At 70.5% G+C, this 24,285-nt stretch carries 23 protein-coding genes; 2 read left to right on the top strand and 21 right to left on the bottom strand.

What is annotated here, in order from left to right:
- Nucleotide 1: 1 nt before the first annotated feature.
- The 18 genes from AABM41_04340 to AABM41_04255 form a co-directional block, all read right to left on the bottom strand.
- Entirely contained in the window at nt 2–865 is an 864-nt protein-coding gene (locus AABM41_04340) for a purine-nucleoside phosphorylase (GenBank protein ID MEK6191541.1), read from the bottom strand.
- A 1-nt stretch (nt 866) separates the two neighbouring features.
- Nucleotides 867–1,679: a PH domain-containing protein gene (locus AABM41_04335; GenBank protein ID MEK6191540.1), complete on the bottom strand. Its 813-nt coding sequence runs from the start codon at nt 1,677–1,679 to the stop codon at nt 867–869.
- Between the two features lie 12 nt (nt 1,680–1,691).
- The gene (locus AABM41_04330) at nt 1,692–2,588 is read right to left on the bottom strand and encodes a site-specific tyrosine recombinase (protein MEK6191539.1); all 897 of its coding nucleotides are present in this window, start codon (nt 2,586–2,588) and stop codon (nt 1,692–1,694) included.
- 2 nt (nt 2,589–2,590) lie between these two features.
- Nucleotides 2,591–3,442 (bottom strand): NAD(+)/NADH kinase, encoded by an 852-nt coding sequence (locus AABM41_04325; GenBank protein ID MEK6191538.1) that lies wholly within the window; start codon nt 3,440–3,442, stop codon nt 2,591–2,593.
- Entirely contained in the window at nt 3,439–3,780 is a 342-nt protein-coding gene (locus AABM41_04320) for a ribbon-helix-helix protein, CopG family (GenBank protein MEK6191537.1), read from the bottom strand. Before AABM41_04320 ends, AABM41_04325 begins: the two co-directional genes overlap by 4 nt.
- A 2-nt stretch (nt 3,781–3,782) precedes the next feature.
- Nucleotides 3,783–4,616 carry a TlyA family RNA methyltransferase gene (locus AABM41_04315; GenBank protein MEK6191536.1) on the bottom strand — a complete coding sequence of 278 codons (834 nt, stop codon included), beginning with the start codon at nt 4,614–4,616 and terminating at the stop codon, nt 3,783–3,785.
- A gap of 3 nt (nt 4,617–4,619) precedes the next feature.
- Entirely contained in the window at nt 4,620–6,596 is a 1,977-nt protein-coding gene (gene dxs / locus AABM41_04310) for a 1-deoxy-D-xylulose-5-phosphate synthase (protein MEK6191535.1), read from the bottom strand.
- Between the two features lie 58 nt (nt 6,597–6,654).
- Nucleotides 6,655–6,918: an exodeoxyribonuclease VII small subunit gene (xseB, locus tag AABM41_04305; protein ID MEK6191534.1), complete on the bottom strand. Its 264-nt coding sequence runs from the start codon at nt 6,916–6,918 to the stop codon at nt 6,655–6,657.
- The gene (gene xseA, locus AABM41_04300; protein ID MEK6191533.1) at nt 6,915–8,159 is read right to left on the bottom strand and encodes an exodeoxyribonuclease VII large subunit; all 1,245 of its coding nucleotides are present in this window, start codon (nt 8,157–8,159) and stop codon (nt 6,915–6,917) included. Before xseA ends, xseB begins: the two co-directional genes overlap by 4 nt.
- Before the next feature lie 21 nt (nt 8,160–8,180).
- Nucleotides 8,181–8,741 (bottom strand): elongation factor P, encoded by a 561-nt coding sequence (gene efp / locus AABM41_04295; protein ID MEK6191532.1) that lies wholly within the window; start codon nt 8,739–8,741, stop codon nt 8,181–8,183.
- Complete coding sequence (locus AABM41_04290) at nt 8,738–9,889, bottom strand: Xaa-Pro peptidase family protein (GenBank protein ID MEK6191531.1); 1,152 nt, start codon at nt 9,887–9,889, stop codon at nt 8,738–8,740. The genes efp and AABM41_04290 overlap by 4 nt, the downstream gene beginning before the upstream one ends.
- Nucleotides 9,880–11,181, bottom strand: coding sequence for an endolytic transglycosylase MltG (gene mltG / locus AABM41_04285; protein ID MEK6191530.1), 1,302 nt, complete (start codon nt 11,179–11,181; stop codon nt 9,880–9,882). Before mltG ends, AABM41_04290 begins: the two co-directional genes overlap by 10 nt.
- 14 nt (nt 11,182–11,195) lie before the next feature.
- On the bottom strand, nt 11,196–11,615 hold the full coding sequence (ruvX, locus tag AABM41_04280; GenBank protein MEK6191529.1) for a Holliday junction resolvase RuvX: 420 nt from the start codon (nt 11,613–11,615) through the stop codon (nt 11,196–11,198).
- Nucleotides 11,616–11,641: 26 nt separating this feature from the next.
- Entirely contained in the window at nt 11,642–14,290 is a 2,649-nt protein-coding gene (gene alaS, locus AABM41_04275; protein MEK6191528.1) for an alanine--tRNA ligase, read from the bottom strand.
- Between the two features lie 71 nt (nt 14,291–14,361).
- Nucleotides 14,362–14,625 (bottom strand): YtxH domain-containing protein, encoded by a 264-nt coding sequence (locus tag AABM41_04270; GenBank protein ID MEK6191527.1) that lies wholly within the window; start codon nt 14,623–14,625, stop codon nt 14,362–14,364.
- A gap of 47 nt (nt 14,626–14,672) precedes the next feature.
- Complete coding sequence (locus tag AABM41_04265) at nt 14,673–14,975, bottom strand: hypothetical protein (GenBank protein ID MEK6191526.1); 303 nt, start codon at nt 14,973–14,975, stop codon at nt 14,673–14,675.
- Between the two features lie 6 nt (nt 14,976–14,981).
- Nucleotides 14,982–16,067 carry a tRNA 2-thiouridine(34) synthase MnmA gene (mnmA, locus tag AABM41_04260; protein MEK6191525.1) on the bottom strand — a complete coding sequence of 362 codons (1,086 nt, stop codon included), beginning with the start codon at nt 16,065–16,067 and terminating at the stop codon, nt 14,982–14,984.
- A gap of 10 nt (nt 16,068–16,077) precedes the next feature.
- Entirely contained in the window at nt 16,078–17,268 is a 1,191-nt protein-coding gene (locus AABM41_04255; GenBank protein ID MEK6191524.1) for a cysteine desulfurase family protein, read from the bottom strand.
- Nucleotides 17,269–17,349: 81 nt separating this feature from the next.
- On the opposite strand from AABM41_04255, the gene AABM41_04250 reads away from it, so the two are divergent.
- A complete protein-coding gene (locus tag AABM41_04250; GenBank protein MEK6191523.1) occupies nt 17,350–17,733 on the top strand; it encodes an ectoine synthase in 384 nt (127 codons plus the stop codon).
- On the opposite strand, the gene aspS is transcribed toward AABM41_04250, so the two are convergent.
- Complete coding sequence (gene aspS, locus AABM41_04245) at nt 17,712–19,514, bottom strand: aspartate--tRNA ligase (protein ID MEK6191522.1); 1,803 nt, start codon at nt 19,512–19,514, stop codon at nt 17,712–17,714. The genes AABM41_04250 and aspS overlap by 22 nt on opposite strands.
- Nucleotides 19,511–20,788: a histidine--tRNA ligase gene (gene hisS, locus AABM41_04240; protein MEK6191521.1), complete on the bottom strand. Its 1,278-nt coding sequence runs from the start codon at nt 20,786–20,788 to the stop codon at nt 19,511–19,513. Before hisS ends, aspS begins: the two co-directional genes overlap by 4 nt.
- 56 nt (nt 20,789–20,844) lie before the next feature.
- Between hisS and AABM41_04235 the strand changes: the two genes are divergently transcribed.
- Nucleotides 20,845–22,065: a hypothetical protein gene (locus AABM41_04235; GenBank protein MEK6191520.1), complete on the top strand. Its 1,221-nt coding sequence runs from the start codon at nt 20,845–20,847 to the stop codon at nt 22,063–22,065.
- Here AABM41_04235 and AABM41_04230 read toward each other — a convergent pair.
- The gene (locus tag AABM41_04230; GenBank protein MEK6191519.1) at nt 22,046–24,268 is read right to left on the bottom strand and encodes a bifunctional (p)ppGpp synthetase/guanosine-3',5'-bis(diphosphate) 3'-pyrophosphohydrolase; all 2,223 of its coding nucleotides are present in this window, start codon (nt 24,266–24,268) and stop codon (nt 22,046–22,048) included. The genes AABM41_04235 and AABM41_04230 overlap by 20 nt on opposite strands.
- Nucleotides 24,269–24,285 lie beyond the last annotated feature (17 nt).

The raw sequence follows: 24,285 nt of genomic DNA, 5'->3' as shown, positions 1-24,285 counted from the left end.
CTCAGGCGATCTCCGGTAGCAGCTCGCCCAGCAGCTTCACCAGGCGGGCGGCGCCCACCTTCCCCATCTCGATGACCTCGTTGTGGCTGGCCCCGATCTCGACGTCGGGCGTCGCCTTGTTCGTGATCAGTGAGAAGGCGAGGACCCGAACGCTGGCATGGCGGGCCACGATGACCTCCAGCACGGTCGACATGCCCACCGCGTCCGCCCCCAGGCCGCGCAGCATGCGCAGCTCCGCCCGGGTCTCGTAGTTCGGGCCGGGGAGCATGACGTACACCCCCTCGTGGAGGTGGACGGCGGCACGCTGGGCCGCCGCGCGGGCGCGGTCGGCAAGATCGGGGTCGTATGCGTCGGTGAGCGCCGGGAAGCGGGGTCCGAGGGCGTCGATATTGGGGCCGAACAATGGGTTGTCGCCCGACAGGTTGATGTGGTCGGTGACGAGCATCAGCTCACCGGGCTCGAAGGCGGGGTTGAGCCCACCAGCCGCGTTGGTCAGAACCACGGTCCGCAGGCCGACCTGGAACGCGGCGCGGAGCAGGATCGTCACCTCACGATGGGTGTAGCCCTCGTAGGCGTGGACCCGTCCCGACAGGACAAGCACCGGTCGGCCGCCGACCATCCCCGCCACCAGTTCGCCGGCGTGGCCCGCGACGCCCGACACGGGAACCTCGGGAATGTCGCCGTACGGGATGCGGAGGCGGGGCGCAGCATCCAACAGGTCGATCACGGCGCCCAGTCCCGAACCCAGGACCAGGCCCAGCTGCGGGGCGGCGATCGCCGGCTCGGCCGCCAGCTGGGCCCGAATGGCAGCAGCGGCGTTCTCGATGCGCTGGCCGAGGTTCGACGTGGCCGGGAGAACGGCCACGCTAGATCCGCTCCAGGAGCTCGCGCTTCTTGGCGTCGTATTCCTCGGCCGTGATGAGGCCCCGGTCGCGGAGCGAGGCGAGCCGCTCGAGCGTGGCTGTCGCGTCCCCTGCCGGAGTGCCCGGGGCCGAGCTGGGCGCCGCGGGAGTCGACGGGGTCGGCTCGGGTCCAGCGGGCGGGGTGGGAGTTGGCGCCGCGCCGGTCCCCTCATCGATCACCGTCACCCGATCGCTGCCCGCCCGCGGCGACATCGGCTCAGCCGGACGCATGGCCGGCGCCTGCTGGCGCTGGTAGGCGGGCGCAGCCAGGTCAGGTCGCTCGAGGAGCTCCTTCTGGTTCAGCATCGCGATCTTGAAGTCCACCGGATCTGCCAGCAGAGGGAAGTCCTCGATCCCGCCCAGCTCGTCGGCGGCGGTCAGGATGTCCAGGTCGCCGAAGCCGAAGATCCGGCCGAACAGGTTCTGGGTCAGATGGGCGTCGTTGACCTTCTCCAGGCTGGAGTCGGACATCCGCTTGTTGAGGATTCCCTCGGCCCGGATGATGCGCCGGGTGGTGACCAGGAATTCGGTGTTGCGCCAGCCCCAGATCACCCAGCCGATGCGCGCGAGCGCGACCAGCAGCAGGACGAGAGCCACGAGCTCGCCCGGGCCGTCCAGCGATGCTTCCGGGGGGTTGACCAGGAACAGGAGCACCGCGAGGGCCAAGATGGCCAGGATGATGGCCCACCACGAGCGGCCGACGACCGCGAACCAGTGCTGGCCGCTCTCGAAGGTGACTTCCTCGCCTCGCGCCAGGAGCTTGCGGGCGTAACTCATGGATCTGGCTCCTCAGGCTCGCGGGTGCGCGCGGGCATACACCTCCCGCAGGCGCTCGCCGGTCAGGTGGGTATAGAGCTGGGTGGTGCTGATGCTAGCATGGCCCAACAGGGTCTGGACCACCCGCAGATCGGCGCCACCTTCCAGCAGATGGGTAGCAAAGCTGTGCCGGAACGTGTGTGGCGTGACATCGGCGCCGATCCCCGCCACTCGGCCCCAACGCCGCACCAGGCGCCACACGGATTCCCGTCCCAGGCGCGCCCCGCGCTGCGACACGAAGACGGCGGCGATGGGTCGTTTGGCCGTCCAGTCCTGGCGCGGCCCCGTGATGTACCGATGCAACCGGTCCCGCGCCGGCTCCCCCATCGGGACGCGCCGCTCCCGGTTGCCCTTCCCGATGACCCGCACCTCGAGTCCCGGCAGGTTGAGGCGGTCGAGGTCCAGTCCTGTGAGCTCGCTGACCCGCAGTCCGCAGGCGTACAGAAGCTCGAGGATCGCCGCGTCGCGGATCCCGGGTGGATCGTCGCCCGGCGCGGCCAGGATGCGCTCGACTTCGTCCGGGGCGAGGACCTCGGGCAGGTACCGCCCTGGGCGCGGGGGGTCGATGAGGTCGGCCAGGTTGCGCTCGATGATCCCCTCCCGCCGCGCGAAGCCATAGAAGCTGCGAATGGCGGCCACCTTGCGGGCCTGGGTCGTCGCGCGGCGGCCCTGGCGGCGCAGGCGGGCGACGAACTCGCCCACGGCTGACGGGTCGTCGCGCCAGGCCGTCCCGGCGTTGGCGGCGAACTGGCCCAGGTCGCGTCGATAGGCGTCGATGGTCAGCGGGGACAGGCCGCGCTCGACGCGGATCTCGAGCAGGAAGTCGTCGACGGCCGCCGCCAGGCGAGGGTCGACCTGCGGCAGCGGCATGGCTAATCCGGGAGCAGCGAGGCCTTGGTGCGGAGCAGGTCGTAGAACGGGGTGCTGCCCTCGGGCTCGACCAGGCGCAACGGGATGGGCAGGGCCCGGACCTCGACCGACTCCCCGACTTCCAGCGGCACGTCGCGCTGCCCGTCGAACGAGACGACGGCCCCGCCGAACGCTTCGCGCAGGCTGAGACGGATGATGTGGTCCTCGCCGGCGACCACGCTGTGGATCGCCGACAGATACGCGGCCACCGGGGTGATGACCAGGTTGCGGAGCCTCGGGTCGACCACGGCGCCGCCAGCCGAGTACGAGTAGGCCGTGGACCCGGTGGGCGTGGCCACCACAACCCCGTCGGCCAGGTACGTGGCCAGATGGCTGCCACTGACCTCGACCTCGACCTGGATGAGGCGGACCTGCGCGGCGCGCGCGACCGCCACTTCATTGAGGCAGGCCGCCGAGAGGCGTCCACCGTCCCGCCGCTCGATGGTTGCGCCCAGCCGCATCCGCTCGGCCAGCGTGTATCGGCCGGCAGCGATACCGTCCAGAGCGGTCTCCAGGTCGTCGGGCTCGACTTTGGCCAGGAAGCCCACCCGACCCAGGTTGACGCCGAGGGCCGGGACCTGTGAATCACCGATCGCGCGCGCCACTCGGAGGAACGTCCCATCGCCGCCGAGCACCGTCACCAGGTCGCTGCCCGCCAGCTCGGCGGCGAGCCGCTCCTCGTCGTCGGCGACCGCGTCCCAGGCCGAAATGCCGTGTGCTGCGCACCACGCCCGGCCGCGCTCCAGCACTCCGGCAGCTTGTGGGTTGTACCGGCTGACCGCGAAGCCGATGCGCTCCAGCCGGGCTTCGCTCACGATGGGCGATCAGCCGCCAGGGAGGTGGCGATGTCCTCGACGCGCTGCCGGAGGGCGGCCAGCTCGGCGGCGAGGTCGGACGCCGCCTCCGACTCGGTGAGCGCCGCATACGAGCGATCCAGGCCGGCGGCAATGAGGGCCCGCATGAGGGCGGATGGCGAGACTCCCCGGGACCGAGCGACCGCGTCCACCCGCTCGATGAGGGCATCCGGCATCCGGATCGAGACGATCTGGCGCATCGTGTCCGACGGCAGCTCGGGCGCCAGGATGATGGGATCCAGGTCGAAGCCGACGCTCAGCTGCTCGACCTTGGGCGCGCGCTCGGCGGTCCTGGCCACGGTCAGATCGTAATACGCGGCTCCAAGGCGGCGTCGACCAGGACGCCCCACCTCGGCTCGTCGTGCGGCGACTCCGGGTCCGATGGCTCGGCCGCGCGGAGGAGGACCAAGAACTCGCGGTTGCCCTGGCGGCCGGTCCGCGGCGATGCGACGACGTTCACGGCGGCGAAACCAGCCCGACGGGCATCCGCCGCCAGCTGAATGAGGACCCGGCGATGGACGGCCGGCTCGCGGACCACGCCACCCCGCGGCACGTCGGCGCGGCCGGCCTCGAACTGGGGCTTGACCAGCGCGACCACCCGTCCTTGGGGCGCCAGCAGACGGCGGACCGGAGCCAGCACCAGGCGAAGCGAGATGAACGACAGGTCGAGCGTCGCGAGGTCCACCGGCTCTGGTAGAGACGTCAAGTTCCGAAGATTCGTGCGATCCATGACCTCGATCCGCGGATCCTCGGCCAGTCGGGGAAGGAGCTGGCCGTGCCCGACGTCCACCGCGTACACCCGCCGCGCGCCGCGTGCCTGGAGGACATCGGTGAATCCGCCAGTCGACGCGCCGGCATCGAGGCACACCAGCCCGACGACGTCGACGCCGAACGCGTCCAGCGCCGCCGCGAGCTTCTCACCGCCCCGCGACGCCCAGGCCGCACCGGGATCGCGAACCAGGGTCAGCGATGGGTCGAGGCGTTGTCCGGCGGCCAAGCGACGGCCCTCGGCGCCGTGGATGCGAATCGCGCCGGCCAGGATGAGCGCCTGCGCCTCGGCCCGCGATCGGGCCAGCCCGCGGTCCACGACCAGCTGGTCGGCGCGGATCCGCGCCCCCGGCCCGGGGCCGGGCATCGGTCAGGCGGCGGTCGACGTCGGGGCGCGGCTCTCGTCGACCGCCACGTCGATCCCCAGCGCCTCGCGAATGCGGGCCACGATGCCGGGGACGTCGATGCGCTGCTGGCGGCGCAGGTCGTCCACGGAGCCATGGTCGACGAATCCTTCACTGAGGGCGATCTTCAGCACCGGCGCGTGCACCCCGGCCTGGTTGAGCGCGTCGAGCACCCCGTCCCCGAATCCGCCCATCGCGGCGCTCTCCTCGGCGGTGACGACCAAGCGCTTGCCCGCCGCCAGGCGGGCCAGCAGACCGGCATCGATTGGCTTGGCCCAGCGCGCGTTGACCACGGTCGCGTCCAGGCCCGCCGCCCCCAGCTCGTCGGCAGCCAGGAGCAGCCGCTGGACGATGGGACCGAAGCCGACCATGAGCAGGTCGGCGCCTTTCCGCAGGACCTCGCCCTTCCCGATCTCGACCGCACGCCCGATGCGATCCGGCAGGTCCTCCCCGGCGTCGCGCGGGTAATGAAGGGATATGGGACCCTCATACGCGAGGGCGGTCACCACCAGGTCGCGCAGCTCCTGCTCGTCGCGCGGTGAGCCGATGACCAGGTTCGGAAGGGCGCGCTGGGCGGGGAGGGTGAACATTCCCTGGTGGCTGGTCCCGTCCTCCCCGACCAGTCCTGCCCGGTCGATGCCCAGCACCACCGGCGCATTGTTCTGGCACACGTCGTGGACCAGCTGATCGAAGGCCCGCTGGCTGAAGGTCGAGTAGATGGCGACCACCGGGCGCATGCCGGCCAGCGCCAGCCCGGTGGCCATCGTCAGCGCATGCTGCTCGGCGATCCCGACGTCGAAGAATCGGCTCGGAAACCGCTGCTGGAAGGCGGACAGACCGGTCCCGGTGGGCATGCCGGCGGTGAGGGCGCAGATCCGCGGATCGGCCTCCGCCAGCCGGATCAGCTCTTCGGCGAAGACCTGGGTGTACGACTTCGGCCGGTGCCCGGCCGCCCCCGCGGCCGGCAGCGGCTCCTCGGTGGGGTCAAGGAGGCCCAGATCGATGGGCGGCAGGCTCGCCCCGTGGAAGGCCTGGCTGTCCTGCTCGGCCGGCCCGTATCCGCGTCCCTTGATGGTCTTGACGTGGATCAGGACCGGGCGGTCGATGTGGAACGCGGCCTCGAAGGCCTCCTCCATATCGGCCCGGTCATGGCCGTCGAGGACGCCGATGTAGGTGATCCCCATGTCCTCGAAGAACGAAACCTTGGCCCACGAGCGCTTGAAGCCCTCCTTGGCCCAGGCCAGGAGGTCGTACAGCGGACGCCCGATCAGCGGGATCCGGGGCAGGACGCGCGCGGTGAACGACTTCGTCTCCTGGTAGGCCCGCGACAGGCGCAGCCTGTTGAGGCGGGTCGACAGTCCGCCCACCGACGGGCTGATGCTCATCTCGTTGTCGTTGAGGATGATCAGCATCCGGCTGTGCGTCTGGCCCAGGTGATTCAGCGCCTCCAGGGTCAGCCCGGTTGTCAGTGCCGCATCACCCACGCACACCGCGATCCGCTGCTCGCGCCGAGGGTCACCCGGCGGTCGCAGGTCGCGAGCAGCCGCCAGCCCCGCTGCGATGCTCACTCCGGTCCCCGCATGGCCCCCGTCGAACACGTCGTGCGGGCTCTCCGAGCGACGGGGAAAGCCGCCGATGCCGCCGACCTGTCGCAGGGTGCCGAAGCTCGACGTGCGGCCGGTGAGGAGCTTGTGGGCGTATGCCTGGTGCCCGGTGTCCCACACGATGCGGTCGCGAGGCGAGTCCATCACCCGGTGCAGGGCGATGGCGATCTCCACGGCTCCCAGCGATGAGGCGAGATGCCCACCCGTGCGCTGAACGGTGCGAATCATCGTCGCGCGCAGCTCGGCGGCCAGCCGGTCCAGCTCGGCATCGGTCAGCGACCGAAGCTGGGCGGGCTCGGAGATGCGCTCCAGAACGGTCGGCGACGGCTTCGCGGTCAAAACGGAGGCGAGTATAGACCGATGCCCGTCTGGCTCCGCCGCCGGGCCTGGGGGCAGGTCAGGCGTCCGGGGTCCCCTCCGGGACCTCGGCGCCAGCCAGGCCGCGCCGCCCGAGCTCGGTGATGGCCAGCTCGGCGGCCCGCAGCCGCTCCTCGCAGGCGGCGTGGAGGCGAAGTCCCTCGCGGTACAGGGCGATGCTCTCTTCGAGCCCGACCTGGCCGGCCTCGAGGGTCTGCACGATCCGCTGGAGCTCGGCCACCAGCTCGTCGAACGGCCGCCCGGCCAGGTCATCGCCCGGAACGCTGGGGTCCGGTCCGCTCATCCCAAGAGCTCCTCCATCTCGCCCGGCCGCACGCCGGTGACCCGGGCATCCACGGCGCCGCGGGCCACGATGACCTCGAAGTCGTCCCCCTCCTCCACGTCGGTCGGGTCGCGAAGGATCATGCCATCCGGACGACGCGCGACGGCGTAGCCGCGGTCGAGCGTGGCCGCCGGGCCGAGCGCCCGCAACGCGTCCCGCAGGCCGGCGGTCGCCAGCCGCCGCCGCTCGAGGTCCGCCCCCAGGGCGCGGTGGGCTCGATCGAGCAGCTCGGCGGCGCGCTGGCGAGCGGCCAACAGGTCTGGTCGCAGCCCGGTCAGGGCTCGACCCTCCCCCCGCACCGCCCGCCGGGCGGCTTCCAGCCGGGCCGCGGTAGCGATCGCCGACCGCTCGCTGAGGCGGGCCAGGATCGTGGGCAGCTGCGTCCCGTCGGGGACCGAAATCTCGGCCGCGGCGGAGGGCGTGGGCGCGCGGCGGTCGGCGGCGAAGTCGGCCAGGGTGATGTCGCTCTCATGGCCGACGCCGACCACGACCGGGACCGGCGATGCGGCCACCGTCCGCACCACCTCCTCCGCGTTGAAGCCCCACAGGTCCTCGATCGACCCGCCACCGCGAGCCAGGATGACAAGGTCCAGGCCGTCCACGGCGTACAGGCGCCGCAGGGCCCGCACGATGGCCGGAGCGGAGACGCCGCCCTGCACGGCGGTAGGCGAGAGGACCACCTCCACCAGCGGGTACCGGCGCCGAAGAACGGTGCAGATGTCGTCCCACACCGCCCCCACCGGGGAGGTGACGACCCCGATCCGGCGCGGCCAGCGCGGGAGGGGCCGCTTGCGCGACTCCTCGAACAGGCCCTCCGCTGCCAGCTTGGCGCGGAGCGCCTCGTACTGGGCGTGCAGGTCACCCGCCCCCACGGGCGTGACCGACTCCACGTACAACTGGTACACGCCCTGCGGCTCGTAGGCGCGGACGCGGCCGTGACACACCAGCTGGGCGCCATGCTGGGGCCGGACGGTGGCACGCTCCAGCTCCTCGCGGAACAGGACCGCCCGGATCTGGCTGTGCGCGTCCTTGAGGGTGAAGAAGCAGTGACCCGACGGGGGGAAGCTCGGCCCACTGACCTCGCCTTCGACCCAGACGTCGGCCAGCGCGGCATCGGCGTCGAGCAACCCGCGGACGCGCCGGTTCAGATCGGACACCCGCCACACGCGCGGGCCAGCGCTGGCTTCGGGGGCGGTCGTCATCGGTTTGGCGTGGCCAAGGTCCTACTGAACCCGGGTCTGGTACTCGCCGGTCCGGGTGTCGACGCGGAGCAGGTCGCCCTCGTTCACGAACAGCGGGACCTGGACCACGAGCCCGGTCTCGAGGGTGGCCGGCTTGCGGGCGCCGGTGGCGGTGTCGCCAGCGAAACCGCGCTCGGTGCTGGCCACCCGAAGGTCGACGCTGACCGGCAGCTCGACGCCCAGGACCTCGCCCTCGTACGAGGACACCGTGACCTCGGTGCTCTCCTTCAGGAACCGGGCGTCCTCACCCAGCTGGGCGGCGCTGATCGCGAATTGGTCGTAGGTCTCAGTGTCCATGAAGTGAAAGGCGTCGCCGTCGGCGTACAGGTATTGCACCTTGCGCTGCTCCACCCGGCCCCGGGGCCAGCGGGTGCCGGCCTGAAAGGTCCGCTCGGTGATGGCGCCCGTTCGCACGTTCTGTATCTTGAGCCGGACCTGGGCCGAGCCGCGGGCCATCTTGATATGCGTCCAGTCGAGGACCTTCACCGGCTGGCCGTCGAGCTCGAACACGACCCCCTTTCGGATCTCCCCGGTGCTGATCATGCCGCTTGCCGTTCGCCGATCACGATCGCCTCGCGCGGCGACGCCGTCAGCAGCCGCGGACCTCTTTCTTCGAGGACGACGATGTCCTCGATCCGGATCCCGATCTCGCCGGGAAGATAGAGTCCCGGCTCCACGCTGAACACCATCCCGGCCCGCAGCGGGGCATCGGAGGTCTTCAGGCTGGGCGGCTCATGGGTCTCGAGACCGATCCCGTGACCGACCCCGTGGCTGAAGGCGCCCGGATACCCGGCGTCGGTGAAATACGCCTGGGCGGCCTGATGCGGCGCCGAGGCCGGCGCGCCAACCCGGATCGCCGCCAACGCGGCCTGCTGCGCCCCGGCCACCAGGTCGTGGCGGCGCCGCGCCTGCGGGTCGGGCTGGCCCACGAACACCGTTCGGGTCATGTCGGAGCGGTATCCGTCAACCTGGCAGCCGAAGTCCATCAACAGTGGCTGGCCCAGCCGGACCAGGGTGTGGTCCGGGGTGCCATGCGGCATCGAGGCCCGTGCGCCGACGAGCACGATGCTGTCGAATGCGAGGTCCTCGGCGCCGTGGTCCTCGAAGAACTGGGTGATGAGCCGCGCCACCTCACGCTCGGTCATGCCAGGCTGGACGGCCGCCACGACGAAGTCGAAGGCGCGGTCACCGAGCGCGCAGGCGCGGCCGATGGCGTCGATCTCGGCCGCGCTCTTCACGATGCGCAGCTCGGCCAGATCGGATTCTACGGGCACCAACTCGACCGCGGCCGCAGCGGCCAAAAGGGCTTGCCACACCGCGTGCGAGGTGCGGTCAGCCTCCAGGCCCAGTCGACGAATGCCCGCCTCGGCGAGCATAGGCGGCAGGGCGACGGGGAGGGGGTCGGCGGTCAGGACAAGCTCCCATCCCGGCGCCTCGGCCGCCGCCTGTTCCAGATAGCGGTTGTCGGCCAGGATCCAGCTCCGGTCGGTGGTGACGAGCAGCGTGCCGGAGTAGCCCGATGTGGACTCGTCGCCCCGCCGCAGGGCGAACCCGGACAGGTGGCGGCTGGTAGCTCGGGACTGGACCAGGATGCCGTCCAACGCGCGCTCGACGAGGAGCTTCCGCAGGGCCGCCGCACGAGCCGGTCGCTCCTCGGCGAACGGATCGGGGCCGGCCACGGTCAGGGGCACTCCGCGTTCATCTGGGCGATGTTCGCGTCGTGCTCGGCGAGCGTCACCGCGAAGCGGTGCGACCCATCCCGCACCCCGTCGGGGCATGCGGCCACGAAGAAGAAGTATCCGCTGGACAGGTCGGGGAAGACGGCCGCCTGGATGGACGCGATGCGCGGGGAGGCGATTGGGATGGGCGGCAAGCCGCCGACCTGGTAGGTCTGGAATGGAAGCAATGCCTCGGGAAGGACGATCTCCGCCCCGCCGGCCGGCAGCGGCTGCCACCAGCGGACGGTTCCCCACTCGGACATCGGCAAGGCCCCAAACTCGGCCGTGGCGAGCCCGTACTGCAGCGTCGGATCGGCGTCCAGGTTCCAACCCGCGGTCTGCAGGCGTTGGGTATAGACACCGGCGATGAGGGGACGCTCTTCGTCGAGCACGGCCTCGCGTTCCACGATCGACCCCAACCGAACGGCGTAGTCGATCGTCAGCCCCCGCACGGCAAGCTGGTCACGAATCTCCTGGCTCAGCCGCTGGTCGAACGTCGTCAGGAGGCGTTCCACGACGGCACGGGCGGTGGCGTTGGCGAAGACGCGGTAGGTGTCCGGATACAGGTAGCCCTCCAGGGTCCGCCCGGCGGGCAGCTCAGCCAGGAACGGATACGCGGCCAGGAGGTCAGGCGGTGGAGTGGTGACCAGCAAACGAAACTCGTCCAGGTCCATGGTCAGGTCGGTCGTGCCCACGTAGGCGACGACTTCCTCCAGGCGCAACCCCTCCAGGATCGTGACCGTGACCTCGGGCCCCGCTTCCTGGCGCAGGGCGGCGATGATGAACGAAGGACGCATGGTGGGCGAGAGGTCGTACTGACCCGCCTGCAGGTTGCCCTCCCGGTTGGCCTCGTACACCTGGTGGTGGAAGGCCAACTCGCTGTGAATCAGGCCCCGGGTCACCAGCAGCTGGCCGATGAAGGCATCGGTCGCGCCAGGCGGGATCTCGATTGACACGCGCCGATAGGTGTCGTTGGCCGGCTCGTCGGCGATGGCTTCGGGGCGGTGCCAATTGACGAAATCGACGATCAGCTCGTTCTGGATCAAGGTGGGCCGCGCTTCGACCCAGGCCATGATGGCCGGGGAGAGGGCCAGCACCGCGAGGTACAGGACGATCACCGTCAGCGCGATGACGCCACCGATCCACCCTAACAGCACGAGGGGCTGCAGCGGCCGGCCGCGCAGACGCCGCCCCGCGCCCTCGCGTTCGGCGCGGAGACGGCGAATCCGCGCATTGCGAACCTGCTCCTGCTCAGCAGGCGTCATGGACGGGTCGTACATCAAGCTCCCTCAGGCCGCCGCCGGCGATCGACGAGGTACTGCTCCAGGATGAGGGCGGCGGCGGCAGAGTCTATCGCGTCTGGGGCGGATGGGCCTGAGGCGGACCGGGCCATTCGCTCCGCCGCATCCCAGGTCGTGAGGCGCTCGTCGCTGAAGGTCACGTCCAGCCCCAGCGCACCCAATCGCGCACCAAAGGCGCGCGCCGCGGCGGCCTGCGACCCCTCGCTGCCATCCATGTTGAGAGGCAGACCCACGATGATCCGTTGCGTGCCTTCCGCATCGGCGAGGGCGCGGATGCCAGCCGGGGCCCGCGAGCCGGCCCTGAGCGCCGGGCGGGGAAATGCCATGCCGGTCTCCTCGTCGCCCACCGCGACGCCAATCCGTCGTTCCCCGGGGTCGATGCCGATCAAACGGCCCACGCGACAGGCCCCATCCGGCGCACGGCTCAGCGTGCCTCGATGGCGTGGAGAGCGTCCAGCGCGATTCGGGCAGCCTCGGCCAACGCCCGGTCCAGGCCGGATGGATCCGACCCGCCGGCCTGGGCCATGTCCGCCCGACCTCCTCCGCCGCCCCTGATGAGAGGAGCCACCTGCCGCACGATGTCGGCTGCGTCAAACCCTTCGGAGGCCAGGTCTCGACTGGCCGCCACGACCAACGTCGGCTGGCCGTCGGCGGCGCCGGTCACGACAGCCACGAACCGACCGCCCGCGGCCCGCAGGTCATCCACCAGGGCGCGCAGGGCGCTGGCATCGGCCTCGGGGTAGGGCTGCACGATCACGGCCGCATCCCCTGCCTGCTGAGCGTCACGCAGCGCCGCTGCCGCGTCGAGGCGCGACCGGGGCGCTGCCGCCGCGCGTCCGCCGCGCTCGGCCTCGCGCACGCGAGCCAGGAGGGCTTCGATCCGTGCCGGGACCTCTTCCTCACGCGTCTCAAGCAGATGCGCCGCGGCGCGCAGTGCATCCAGGCGGGTCGCGATGAGCGTTTCCGCCGCGGCCCCGGTCAGGGCTTCGACTCGGCGCATGCCGGCGCCGATGCTTGATTCGCCGGTGATCCGGAAGGAGCCGATCTGCCCCGTGGCCGCCAGGTGGGTACCGCCACACAGCTCGCGCGAATAGTCGCCGCAGGCTACCAGCCGCACGGACTCGGGGACATATTTCTCCCCGAAGAACATGTCCGCGCCCGAGGCCTGCGCCTCGGCCAGCGGCATCCAGGCCGGCGTCACCTCCAGGTTCCGACGGACCTGCTCGTTGACGATGGCCTCGATGCGGGTCAGCGTGTCGCGTGGCGTCGGCGTGTCGGCCGGGAAGTCGAAGCGCAACCCCTCCGGGCCGACCCAGCTCCCCGCCTGCTTGGCCTGCTCCCCGAGCACGTCACGCAGCGCCCGATGCAGCAGGTGGGTAGCGGTATGGTTGCGCGCCGCAGCCCAGCGCCGCTCCTCATCCACCTCGCCTCGGACCGCCTCGCCCACCGCCAGCTCGCCATCCAGGGCACCGAGATGGACGATGGCATCTTTGTCGCGCTGGGTGTCGACCACCTCCAGCGACCCTCGCGTTCCGATGAGTCGCCCCCGGTCGCCGATTTGCCCGCCGCCTTCGGGGTAGAACGGGGTTTTGGCCAGCACAACGGCCGCCGGACCGCCGTCCGTAGCCGGTTTGACGCCGATGACCTCCAGCCCATCGGCCCGGGTCTGGTTGGGGTAGCCAATGAACTCCGACGCCAGGCCGGCGAGGGCCGGATCGGACGTGTATCCGGCGCGCTTGTCGCCGCGTGACCGCTCGCGCTGCGCGGTCATGGCGGCCTCGAATCCGTCACGGTCGACACGCACTCCCGCCTCGGCCGCGATCTCGACCGTGAGGTCGATCGGGAAGCCGAACGTGTCATGGAGCTTGAACGCGTCGTCACCACTGATCATGCCCAAGTTCCCTGCAGCCTCGACCAGCTGCGCCAGCCGCTCCGAGCCGGCTTCCAGCGTCCGCGCAAAGCGCTTCTCCTCGGCGTCAACCTCGGACAGGACCTCCTCCTGGCGTTCCGCGAGGTTCGGATACGCCGGCCCCATCAGCTCGATCACCGCCGCGCAGGTCTCCGACAGAACTGGCTGGGAGATCCCCATCAGCCGCACGTGGCGGACGGCGCGCCGCATGATCCTGCGCAGGACGTAGCCCGGCCCTTCGTTCGACGGTCGAACGCCTTCGGCGATGAGAAAGGTCATGGCCCGCGAGTGGTCGGCCACGACCTGGTAGCTGAAACGCTCGGCCTCCACGGTCTCCGGGTCGTGGCCGAGACGAAACCGAAGCCGCTCGATGATCTTCGTGAACAGGTCGGTCTTGTAGTTGCTCTCGACCTCCTGGACGATCGACGCCGTCCGCTCCAACCCGAGGCCGGTGTCCACGCTCTGGAAGGGCAGCGGGGTGAGCGTCCCATCCGCGGACCGATCGAACTGCATGAAGACCAGGTTCCAGAACTCGAGCCAGCGTGGGCACGTCTCGGAATGATCGGGGATGCAGTCCGGCCCTTCGCTGAATTCGGCGCCCCGATCGAAATGGATCTCGCTGCACGGTCCGCAGGGCCCGGTGTCGGCCATCTGCCAGAAGTTGTGGTCGTCGCCGACAGCGATGTTGCCCCAGCGGACGACCCGATCGACGGGGAGGCCGATCTCATCGGTCCAGATCCGATAGGCCTCGTCGTCATCGGTGTAGACGGTCGCTGCCAGACGGTCGGGGTCCATCGCGAGCTGGTCGGGATCGGTCAGGAACTCCCACGCCCAGTGGATGGCATCGCGCTTGAAGTAGTCGCCGAAGCTCCAGTTGCCGAGCATCTCGAACAGGGTCTGGTGCCGGGGTGTGCGGCCCACCTCCTCGAAGTCGTTGTGCTTGCCGGCCACCCGCAGGCACGGCTGGCTGTCGACAGCTCGCTTGTAGGCGCGGGTCTCTTCCCCGGTCAGGACCCGCTTGAACTGGACCATCCCCGAGTTCGTGAACAGCAGCGTGGGATCGTCGCGTGCGAGCAGCGGGGCAGGCAGCACCCGGGTGTGACCGCGCGCCTCGAAGAAGCGCTGGAAGCGCTCGCGGATCTCCGCCGCCGGAAGGGATTGCATGAGGAAACCGCTCAGGCGCGACGAGAGCCGGCCCCGGCCGGCTCTCGTCTGTTTGACGTCACCGGTAGAAGCTAGCTGGCGCTCTCCTCGGCCGGGGCCTCGGCGGTCGTGTCGCGCTGAAGCGCGGCCAGCATGGCCGTGCGAGCCTGCTCGGCGGCCGCCTTGCCCTCGCTGACCGCGTCGCCCAGGTCGCGCGTCCGCTCATCGACGAACTCACCGACCTTACCGCGCATCTCCTCGCCCGATTCGGGCGCCAGGAGCAGCCCGACTGCCGCGCCGATCAGGCCACCGATGACCAGACCGGCGACGAAACTTCCGAAACCGGAATCATTCATGACGTGTGCCTTGCTCCTATGAGGGACTTCGTCGTTGGGCACCGATTCTACCGGCCCGGCCCGGACCCGTCGCGCCGCCGGCTCGGATCACCCGCCGGCGAGAGCAGTGTCGCCAGCGCCGCGGTCGTCACCAGCGCCAGCTGGGCGCCGATGATGGCCGCCGCCAGGTGGAATTCGCCGAACACCAATAGGTCGAAGCCGACGAGGCCGGCAACGGCGTTGCCGGCCGCGGTGCCGGCCAGCGCAGCCAGGGCCAGCACGAGGGCTTGCCGGCCCCAGCGGCCCCGAATGGCGATGAACAGGGTTAGGTTGATGGCGGCCACCAGGACGGTCCAGATGGCCCACGGCACCACGGCTCAGGCCCGAGCGATCCGGCCTCCGCCCAGGCACTCGTCGCCGAGGTACAGGACGGCGGACTGGCCGGGGGCTGCGGCCCACACCGGCTCGGCGGTCTCCACGACCATCCGCTCCGACCCGACCAGCGTCACTTCGCAGTTCACCTCGGGCGCCCGATGCCGAATCCGGACCTGGGCCTCGAATCGCTCGGCCGGCGCCGCTCCGGCCACGAAATGGCGAGCGTCGGCGACGAAACCGCGCACGGAAAGGTCGTCTCGCGACCCGACCACGACCTCGTTGGTCTCAGGCCGGATCTCGCGCACGTAGTGCGGCTCGCTGGCGGTCAGCCCCAGCCCGCGTCGCTGGCCAACCGTGTAGTGCGCGAATCCGGTATGGGTGCCGAGCCGGCGACCCTCGCCGTCCACGATAGGCCCCGACTCGCCGACGTACGACGTGCGCTCGGCCAGCAGGGCCCGGTAGTCGCCGGCGGGGACGAAGCAGATCTCCTGGGACTCGGGGGTGGCCGCGGTGGGGAGCTCCATCTCGGTCGCCAGCTGTCGGACCTGCGGCTTGGTCATCTCCCCCAGCGGGAAGCGAGTGGCAGCCAGCTGGCGCTGGCCGAGGTTCCACAGGAAGTAGGTCTGATCCTTGGTCGCGTCCACGGCCCGCAGCAGCCGCCACTGGCCGTCGCTGCGCGCAACGCGAGCGTAATGCCCGGTTGCCACGCCATCCGCCCCGTAGGCGCCCACGGCGCGCCGAGCGAGGAGGTCGAATTTGATCTTCTGGTTGCAGGCCTGGCATGGGTTGGGTGTGGTCCCCCCGAGGTACGCCTCGGCGAAGGCGTCGATGACCTGGGCCCCGAACTCGGGTTCGACGTTGAGGATGAAGAACGGGATGCCGATCCGCTGCGCGACGCGGCGGGCGTCGTCCGCGGCCTCGGTCGAGCAGCAGCCGCGTCGCGGCTCCCAGCCCTCGCCTCGGTCCGGGTGGGTGCGCATCCAGACCCCGACCACCTCGTCGCCCCCCGCCGCAGCCTCGCGGGCGAGCAGCGCCGCGGCCACGCTGGAGTCCACGCCGCCGCTCATGGCGGCCACAATCCGCGGCATCGGTGCTCTCTCAGGCCCCCGCCGGGGCCGGCGCGGCATCGGCCGCAGCGGGCTGGGCCGCGGCGCGTACCCGCTGGACAGCGGCGGCCACCAGGTCCGCCGCTCGATCGACCTCGGCCGCGGTGGTGGTGCGGCCCATGCTCAGGCGCAGCGAACCGCGAATCAGATCTGACGGCACCCCCATGGCCGCCAGGACGTGGCTCGGCTCGGCGCTGCCCGAGGTGCAGGCGCTGCCGGTGGACGCGGCGACGCCCTCCAGGTCGAGCGCCGCCACCAGGTCACCGCCCTCCACGCCGCGGAAGGCCCAGCTCACGCTGTTCGGCAATCGCGCCTCGGGGTGGCCAGTGAGCTCGCCGTCGGGAATTCCCTCGAGACGATGCGCAAGTCGCTGGCGCAACCCCCGCTGGCGCTCGTTCTCGGCCGCCAGTCGCTCAGCGTCGCCACGGGCCAGGCGCAGCGCCTCACCCAGTCCCACGGCCCCGGCCACGTTCTCGGTCCCCGCTCGCCGTTGCCGCTCCTGCGACCCGCCCTGCTGCTGGGGAATGAGGTTCGTTCCCTGGCGCACGAACAGCGCGCCCACCCCCTTGGGTCCTTCGACCTTGTGGGCCGCGATGCCCAGCAGGTCGACCTGGAGGCTGTCCACGTCGAGCGGCAGCGAAGCCGCTGCCTGGGTGGCATCGGTGTACAGGGCGACGTTCCGCTCGCGGCAGATGGCGCCGATCTGGGCGATGGGCTGAACGGTCCCGACCTCGTTGTTGGCATACCCGATCGCGACCAGGGTGGTGTGCGGGCCGATCGCGTTTGCCACCGCGTCCGGGTCCACCTGGCCGTATCGGTCCACCGGCAGGTACGTCACCTCGAACCCGTGGCGCTCGAGGACGGCGCAGGTGTTCAGGACCGCCCGGTGCTCGATCGCGGTGGTGACCATATGACGGCCGCGGGCGCTCGCCGCCCACGTGATCCCGTTGATGGCCAGGCTCGTGTTCTCCGACGCGCCGGAGGTGAACACGATCTCCCGCGGCTTGGCGCCCAGCGCGCCGGCCACGGTCTCTCGCGCCTCGTCGAGGCCCTGCCGGGCACGCCGACCGGCGGCATGCAGGCTGGACGGATTGCCGAAGTGCTCGGTCAGGTAGGGCAGCATGGCCTCGAGGACCTCGGGCCGCAGAGCGGTGGTCGCGGCGTGGTCGAGGTAGATGGCCATGGTCGTGGGCGATTATGCCCCAGCCATCCGGACGGCCCACAATCGGCCTGCGCCGGCCGAACAACCGCAGAGGAGAGACCGATGATCATTCGATCAGCCGATGACGTGGGCGGCACCGAACACGAAGTGTCGGGCGATGACTGGACGAGCCGACGGATCCTGACCGCGGCGGACCGGATGGGCTACTCCCTGAACGACGTCGTGATCCAGGCCGGCTTCGAGTTGGAGCTCGAGTACCGGCACCACCTCGAGGCGTGCTACGTCGTGTCGGGTGGGATGGAGATCACCGATGCAGCCAGCGGGCGGGAGTTCGCGGTAGGGCCGGGTGGGGTCTATGCCCTCGACCAGCATGACCGGCACACCGCGCGCAGCGCCGGCGGCGCCCGCCTGGTCTGCATCTTCAACCCGGCCCTGCGCGGGACGGAGCGCCACGTCGGCGGCGGCTACGAGCCCTCGGGCGACTGATCGGCGAGCCGCAGCCCCAACTCGGCGAGTTGCTCGGCCGCGATGGGCGACGGGGCGCCCAGCATGAGGTCGCTCCCCGACTGTGTCTTGGGGAACGCCATCACTTCACGGATGTTGTCCTGGTCGGCAAGCAGCGCGGTCCATCGGTCCAGCCCGATCGCGATCCCACCGTGCGGGGGCGCGCCGAACTCGAGGGCGTCGAGGAGCGCCCCGAACTGGTCGCGCATGCCCTCGATCGTGTGGCCCATCAGGGCGAACGCCCGCTCCAGCAGGTCGCGGCGGTGGATCCGGATCGAGCCGCCGCCCAGCTCCCAGCCGTTGAGGGCCAGGTCGTACTGCTGCGCGTGGATGGCCGCGGGGTCGCGCTCCATGTCGTCGGCCTCCTCCCAGACCGGGGCGCTGAACGGGTTGTGGGTCGCGTCCCAGCGGTTGCCCTCGGCATCCCACTTGAACATGGGGAAGCGGTGGACCCACACGTACGACAGCACGCCCGGCTGGCCGATGCCGAGCTGAGCCCCCAGGTCCACCCGGACCCTCCCCAGGGCCTCGGCCCCCCGACGGCCGTCCGCGTCGGCGACCGCCAGGATGAGGTCGCCCGGCACTGCGCCACTGGCCTCGATCACCCGCTCCGCGGTGGCCGGCGGCAGGTGGCGGGCGACCGCTCCTTTCAGGGTGCCATCGGGCTCGACCGCCAGGTGGATCAGGCCACCGGCGCCGTGCCGGATGGCGAGATCGGTCAGCTCATCGGTCTGGCGGCGTGAGAACCCCGCGCAGCCGGGCGCGACCAGGCCGCGGATCGCCCCGCCGGCAGCCAGGGCATCGGTAAACACCCGAAGGTCGGTGCCCGCCACGGCCGAGCCGAGGTCCACCAGCTCCATCCCGAGCCGGACGTCGGGCTTGTCAGACCCGTAGCGGATGATGGCGTCGGCGTAGGTCAGGCGCGGGAACGGAACCTGGGCGATGGGACGGTCCGGCACCACCGCTGCGCTGACCGCGGTCACCATCTCCTCGACCGTGGCCATCACGTCGGCCTCGCGGACGAAGCTCATCTCGATGTCGATCTGGGTGTGCTCCGGCCCCCGATCGGCGCGAAAGTCCTCATCGCGGTAGGCATGCGCCAGCTGGTAGTAGCGGTCGTATCCGGCCACCATCAGCAGCTGCTTGAGGACCTGCGGCGACTGCGGCAGAGCGTAGATCTTTCCCGGCTGCAGGCGGCTGGGCACCACGAAGTCCCGCGCCCCTTCGGGGGTGGAACGGATGAGGGTCGGCGTCTCGATCTCCACGAATCCCGCACCCTCGAGGTGGCGTCGGACGGCCGATGCCAGCCGGCTGCGCAGCAGCATCCGTGCCTGCAGCGGCGGCCGGCGCAGATCGAGGTACCGATAGGTGAGCCGGAGGGACTCGTCGAGGCCGGGTTGCTCCTCGTTGATGTAGAACGGCGGCACCTTGGACGGGTTCAGCACGCTGAGACGATCCACCCCGACCTCGACCTCCCCGCTGGGAAGCTCCGGGTTCGCCGTGCCGTCCGGGCGCTGGCGCACGACGCCCTCGACCTGGATCACCCACTCCGCCCGTGCGTCGGCGCCCGCGTGGTGCGCATCGGGGGCCTCGTCCAGGTTGGTCACCACCTGCGTGATCCCGTAGCGGTCGCGCAGGTCGAAGAACGTCAGGTGGCCGTGGTCACGACGGCGATTGACCCAGCCGGCCAGGGTCACTCGCTCCCCGATGTGGGCGGCGCGCAGCTCCCCGCAGGTATGGGTCCGGAAGGATGGGGGCGTCATGAGGTGGAGCTGCCGCGCGTGGCGCTCGCCACCTGGTCGAGCGCGATCTCGCGCTGGCTGCCATCGGCGAGATCGCGAAGCACGACCGCACCCCGGGTCAGCTCCTCGCCCACGATGACCGCCCACCGAGCGCCGACCTTGGCGGCCGCCTCCAGCTGGCGTCCGAGCTTTCGGTCCGATCCGTCAGGGCGCACACGAAGTCCCGCTTCGCGCAGGGCGCCCGCCACCAGGAGCCGTTCGGCGACGTCGTCCGGTTGGGTGCCGACCACGGCCACCAGGGCGGGCGTGGGCTCGCCGGGAACGCCACGCTGGGCCATGGCGAGCACGACCCGATCCAGTCCCAGGCCGAAGCCGATTCCCGTCGTGGGCGGGCCTCCCAGCAGCTCCACCAGGCCGTCGTAGCGGCCGCCGCCGGCCAGGGCATCCTGGCTCCCGGTTCGGCCGGCCGGGAACAGCTCGAACGTGGTTCGGGTGTAGTAATCCAGGCCCCGGACCAGACGATGGTCGATCTGGTACACGACTCCCAGCCGATCCAGGAGGCCGGTGACGCCGGCGAAGTGGGCCTGACACGCGTCACATAGGTGGTCGATGGATTTCGGGGCGCCGGCCGCCAGGCCGCGATCGAGGTTCTTGTCATCCAGCACCCGCAGCGGGTTGGTGTCCAGCCGGCGGCGGCCGTCCTCGCCGAGTGCCTCCCGGTGGGGGGTGAAGTACTCGACCAGCGCAGCCCGGTACCCGGGTCGGCAGGTGGCGTCGCCAATCGAGTTCAGATGGACCAAGACGTCGTCCAGGCCGACCTGCGCGCAGTACCGTCCCGCGAGCTCGATCAGCTCCGCGTCCACCGCTGGCCCGGGATCGCCGATGACCTCCACGTCCCACTGCGTGAACTGGCGGAAGCGCCCGGCCTGCGGTCGGTCGTATCGGAACATGGGGCCTATCATCCATACCCGGAGCGGCCCAGGGCGAACGTGCAACCCATGCTCCAGGTAGGCTCGGACGATGCCGGCGGTCGGCTCCGGGCGCAAGGCCCAGGCCGGCTCCTCCTCGTCGCTGCCGGCCGCGCCGCCCACCCGGAACATCTCTTTGGCCACAGCGTCGCTGCCCTCTCCGAGCCCGCGCACGAACAGCTCGGTGGCCTCGAAGAGAGGCGTTTCGATCCGCTCGAACCCGTATCGCGATGCCAGCTCAGCGCCAGCTGCCTCGGCACGCTCCCACGCGGCGGCATGCTCGGGGAGCCGGTCCTGGGTGCCGCGAGGGGCGCGTATGGCAGGCATGACCGCAGTCTACCGGCGGACTCCGATCCCGCGCCCGGGTCGGGTACCGTGTGCCGATGCCGGGGATGGCCCTGATCGTCCTGCTCCTGGTTGGGCTCGGCCTCCGCCTGGCTGCGCTGCCTCTGCCCGGCCATTTCGGTGACGTCTTGGTCATGGCCCGCTGGGCGGAAAACCTGGTCCTCTACGGGCCAGGCCACTTCTACGAGCACGACTCGTCCATCTACCCGGCCCTGCTGCCGTTTCTGTGGCTCGTCGGTCTGGCCTTCGACGGCGAACATCTGTCGACCGCTATCAAGGGCCTCTCGATCCCCTTCGACCTGCTCATCGGGCTGACGTTGTTCGTCGTCGTCAGCCGCCGAGCGGGATCGGGCCCGGGGCTGTTGGCGGCCGGCTGCTACCTGCTCAACCCGGCGCTCATCCTGGCCGGGCCGGTCTGGGGCCAAGTGGACGCCGCGGGCAGCCTGTTCTTCCTGCTGGCCCTCGTGGCCCTGTCGGCGGACCGGTTTGCCCTGGCCGGCGGGCTGGCTATCGTGGCGGGTCTCGCCAAGCCTCAGTTCGGCCTCGTCGTCCTCCCCGTCCTGGTGGTCGTCGGCCAGCGGTTATGGCAACGGCGCGAGGCGTGGCCCCTCGCCGCGGTCGTGGCCGGCGGAGCCATCGCCGCCTTGACCATCGGCGCATTCCTCGGCCTGAGCCCAATCCACTGGCTGGAGCGCCTGTCAGGCACCGCCACCTTTCAACCCGACACCTCGCTCGACGCCATCAACGTGTGGGGTGTCCTAGTCGGCTTCGAGATCAACGACGCCCCGTACGTCGGGATCGGCGCCCTGCTTCTCGTGATCGGGCTGGTCGCCTCGCTGGTGCCGCTGCGTCGCGGGCACGACCTGGTGATCGTCCTGACGGTCGGGATGATGCTGGCCTTCGCCTTCTACTTCCTCCCCACCCGGGTCCATGAGCGCTACCTGTTTCCGGCCTTCGTCGTGGCCGCTCCGTTGGCTGCCGTGGACGTCCGCAGTCTGGCGGCCTACGTTTCGCTGTCGATCGGGTTCGCGGGCACCTTGCTCCGTGCCCTGGTGCTGACGACCCCGTTCACGCTCACCCCGGAGCTCGAGTCGATCCTGACCGCGCCATGGATGGTGTGGGTCCTCGCCATCCTGCTCTTCGGATCGGCGGCCACCCTCATCCGGTTGGCCTTGACGGGCGCCAGCGACGCGCTCCGCCGTGCGGGCGGTCCCTCGTCCGCGGAACCGATCGACCCGGCTAGTGCTGCTCCCGGGTAACGCCGGTCACGTCCCGCACGTTTTCGATCCGGACCAGGACCTTGGACAGCTGCTGAAGGGAGGTGACCTTCAGGGTGAGGGTGATCGTCGCCGTGCCATCGGGGTTGGTGCTCACAGAAGCGGCCACGATGTTCACCTTGTTCTCGGCCACGACATTCGTGATCTCGTTCAGGAGCCCGGGCCGGTCCAGGCCCTCGATCCGGATCGTGATCGGGTAGGTCTGCTGGGCGACCACCTCCCACTCGACCTCGATCAGGCGCTCGATGTCCTTCTCAGACAGGACGCTGGGACACGTCGCGCGATGGACGGTCACGCCCTTGCCGCGGGTGACGTAGCCGGAGATCTCGTCGCCGGGGATCGGGCTGCAGCAGTTCGCGAACCGGACGAGCAGGTCCCCCACCCCCTTGACCCGCACCCCGGCGATGCTCGGCGCGGCCGGCGGGGCGACCTCGGGGAGGGTGATTTCGACGTCATCGTGGATGCCCAGCCGGCTGACGACCGCCGCTGAGCTGACCGCGCCGTAGCCGATGGCGGCGTAGAAGTCGTCCAGCTCGCGGAAATGGAGCTGAGCGGCGATTTCGGTCAGTCGGGCGTTGTCCACCGATGCCAGCGTCTCGTGCGCCAGCCGACGCAGCTCGCGGTCGAGCAGCTCGCGCCCCTGGGCGATGTTCTCGTCGCGCTGCTGGCGCTTGAACCACTGGCGGATCTTTTCGCGGGCCTGGTTGGTCTGGACGATGGCCAGCCAGTCGCGGGATGGGCCGTGAGACGCCTTGGTGGTCACGATGTCCACGATGTCGCCGTTGCGGAGCCGGTAATCGAGCGGCACCAGCCGGTTGTTGACCTTGGCCCCGATGGTCCGGTGCCCGACATCGGTATGGATCCGATAGGCGAAGTCGAGCGGGGTGGCGCCAGCCGGCAGGTCTTTGACGTCGCCCTTGGGGGTGAACACGAAGACCTGGTCCTGGAAGACGTCGAGCTTGAGGCCTTCCACGAATTCGGTGGCGTCGGCCACCTCACGCTGCCACTCCATCAGCTGGCGGACCCAGGCCAGCTTTTCGTCGTAGCGCCGATCGGCGCGGCTGCCCTCCTTGTAGCGCCAGTGGGCGGCGATCCCGGCCTCGGCCACCTCGTGCATCTGGCGGGTCCGGATCTGCACTTCGAGCGGTTTGGCATCGGGGCCGATGACCGCGGTGTGCAGCGACTGGTACAGGTTGGCCTTGGGCATCGCGATGTAGTCGTCGAACTGGCCCGGGATCGGGCGCCAGATGGCATGCACCACGCCGAGCGCGCCGTAGGTGTCCTTCACGTCGTCGACCAGGACCCGGATGGCGTGGAGGTCGTAGATCTCGTGGAACTCGGCCCCCTTGCGCTCCATCTTCTTGACGATGCTGTAGATGTGCTTGGGGCGGCCGCTGATCTCGGCCTGGATGCCCACCGCCCCCAGCTCCTTGCGGAGGATGGAGATCGAACGGTTGATGAACGTCTCGCGCGTTTTGCGACTGTCGGCCAGCATCCCCGCCAGCCGGGCGTAGGTGTCCGTGTCGAGGACCTTGAACGACAGGTCCTCCAGCTCCCACTTGACCTGCCACATCCCAAGCCGATGGGCCAGCGGGGCGTAGATCTCCATGGTCTGGCGCGCGATCCGCTCCTGCTTGTCCGGCGCCAGGAACTCAAGGGTGCGCATGTTGTGGAGCCGGTCGGCGAGCTTGATGATGACCACTCGCGCGTCCTCGGCCATGGCCATGAACATCTTCCGGATGTTCTCGGCCTGCTGCTCCTCGGTGGACCGGGCGCTGCCGAATTTCGACAGCTTGGTCACGCCGTCAACCAGGCGCGCGACCTCGCGGCCGAAGCGCTTTTCGATATCGGTCAACGGATAGGCGGTGTCCTCGGGCACGTCGTGGAGGAGCCCGGCGGCCAGGGTCTCGGCGTCCATCTGGAGTGTCGCCAATTCATACGCCACCGCGGTGGGATGGGTGATGTACGGCTCGCCCGATGCCCGCAACTGCCCCTCGTGGGCGGCGCTGGCCACCTCGTGGGCGCGCTCGATCAGGGCCACGTTGATGGTGGGCCGATGTCGCCGCGCCTCGGCGATGAGGTCGCTCAAGGTGGGTCCGGGTGCAGCGGCCGGCTCGCCGGCCCGCGTGATGCGCTGGACGACGGCGGCCGGCGCGGCGCGGAGACGGGCCAGGTCCATGGTCATTTCGATCCTAGCACGGG

This window comes from Chloroflexota bacterium, assembly GCA_038040195.1.
Taxonomy (GTDB): domain Bacteria; phylum Chloroflexota; class Limnocylindria; order QHBO01; family QHBO01; genus DASTEQ01.
Note: the sequence above shows the minus strand (reverse complement) of the source record. Positions and strands in the feature narration are given on the sequence as shown.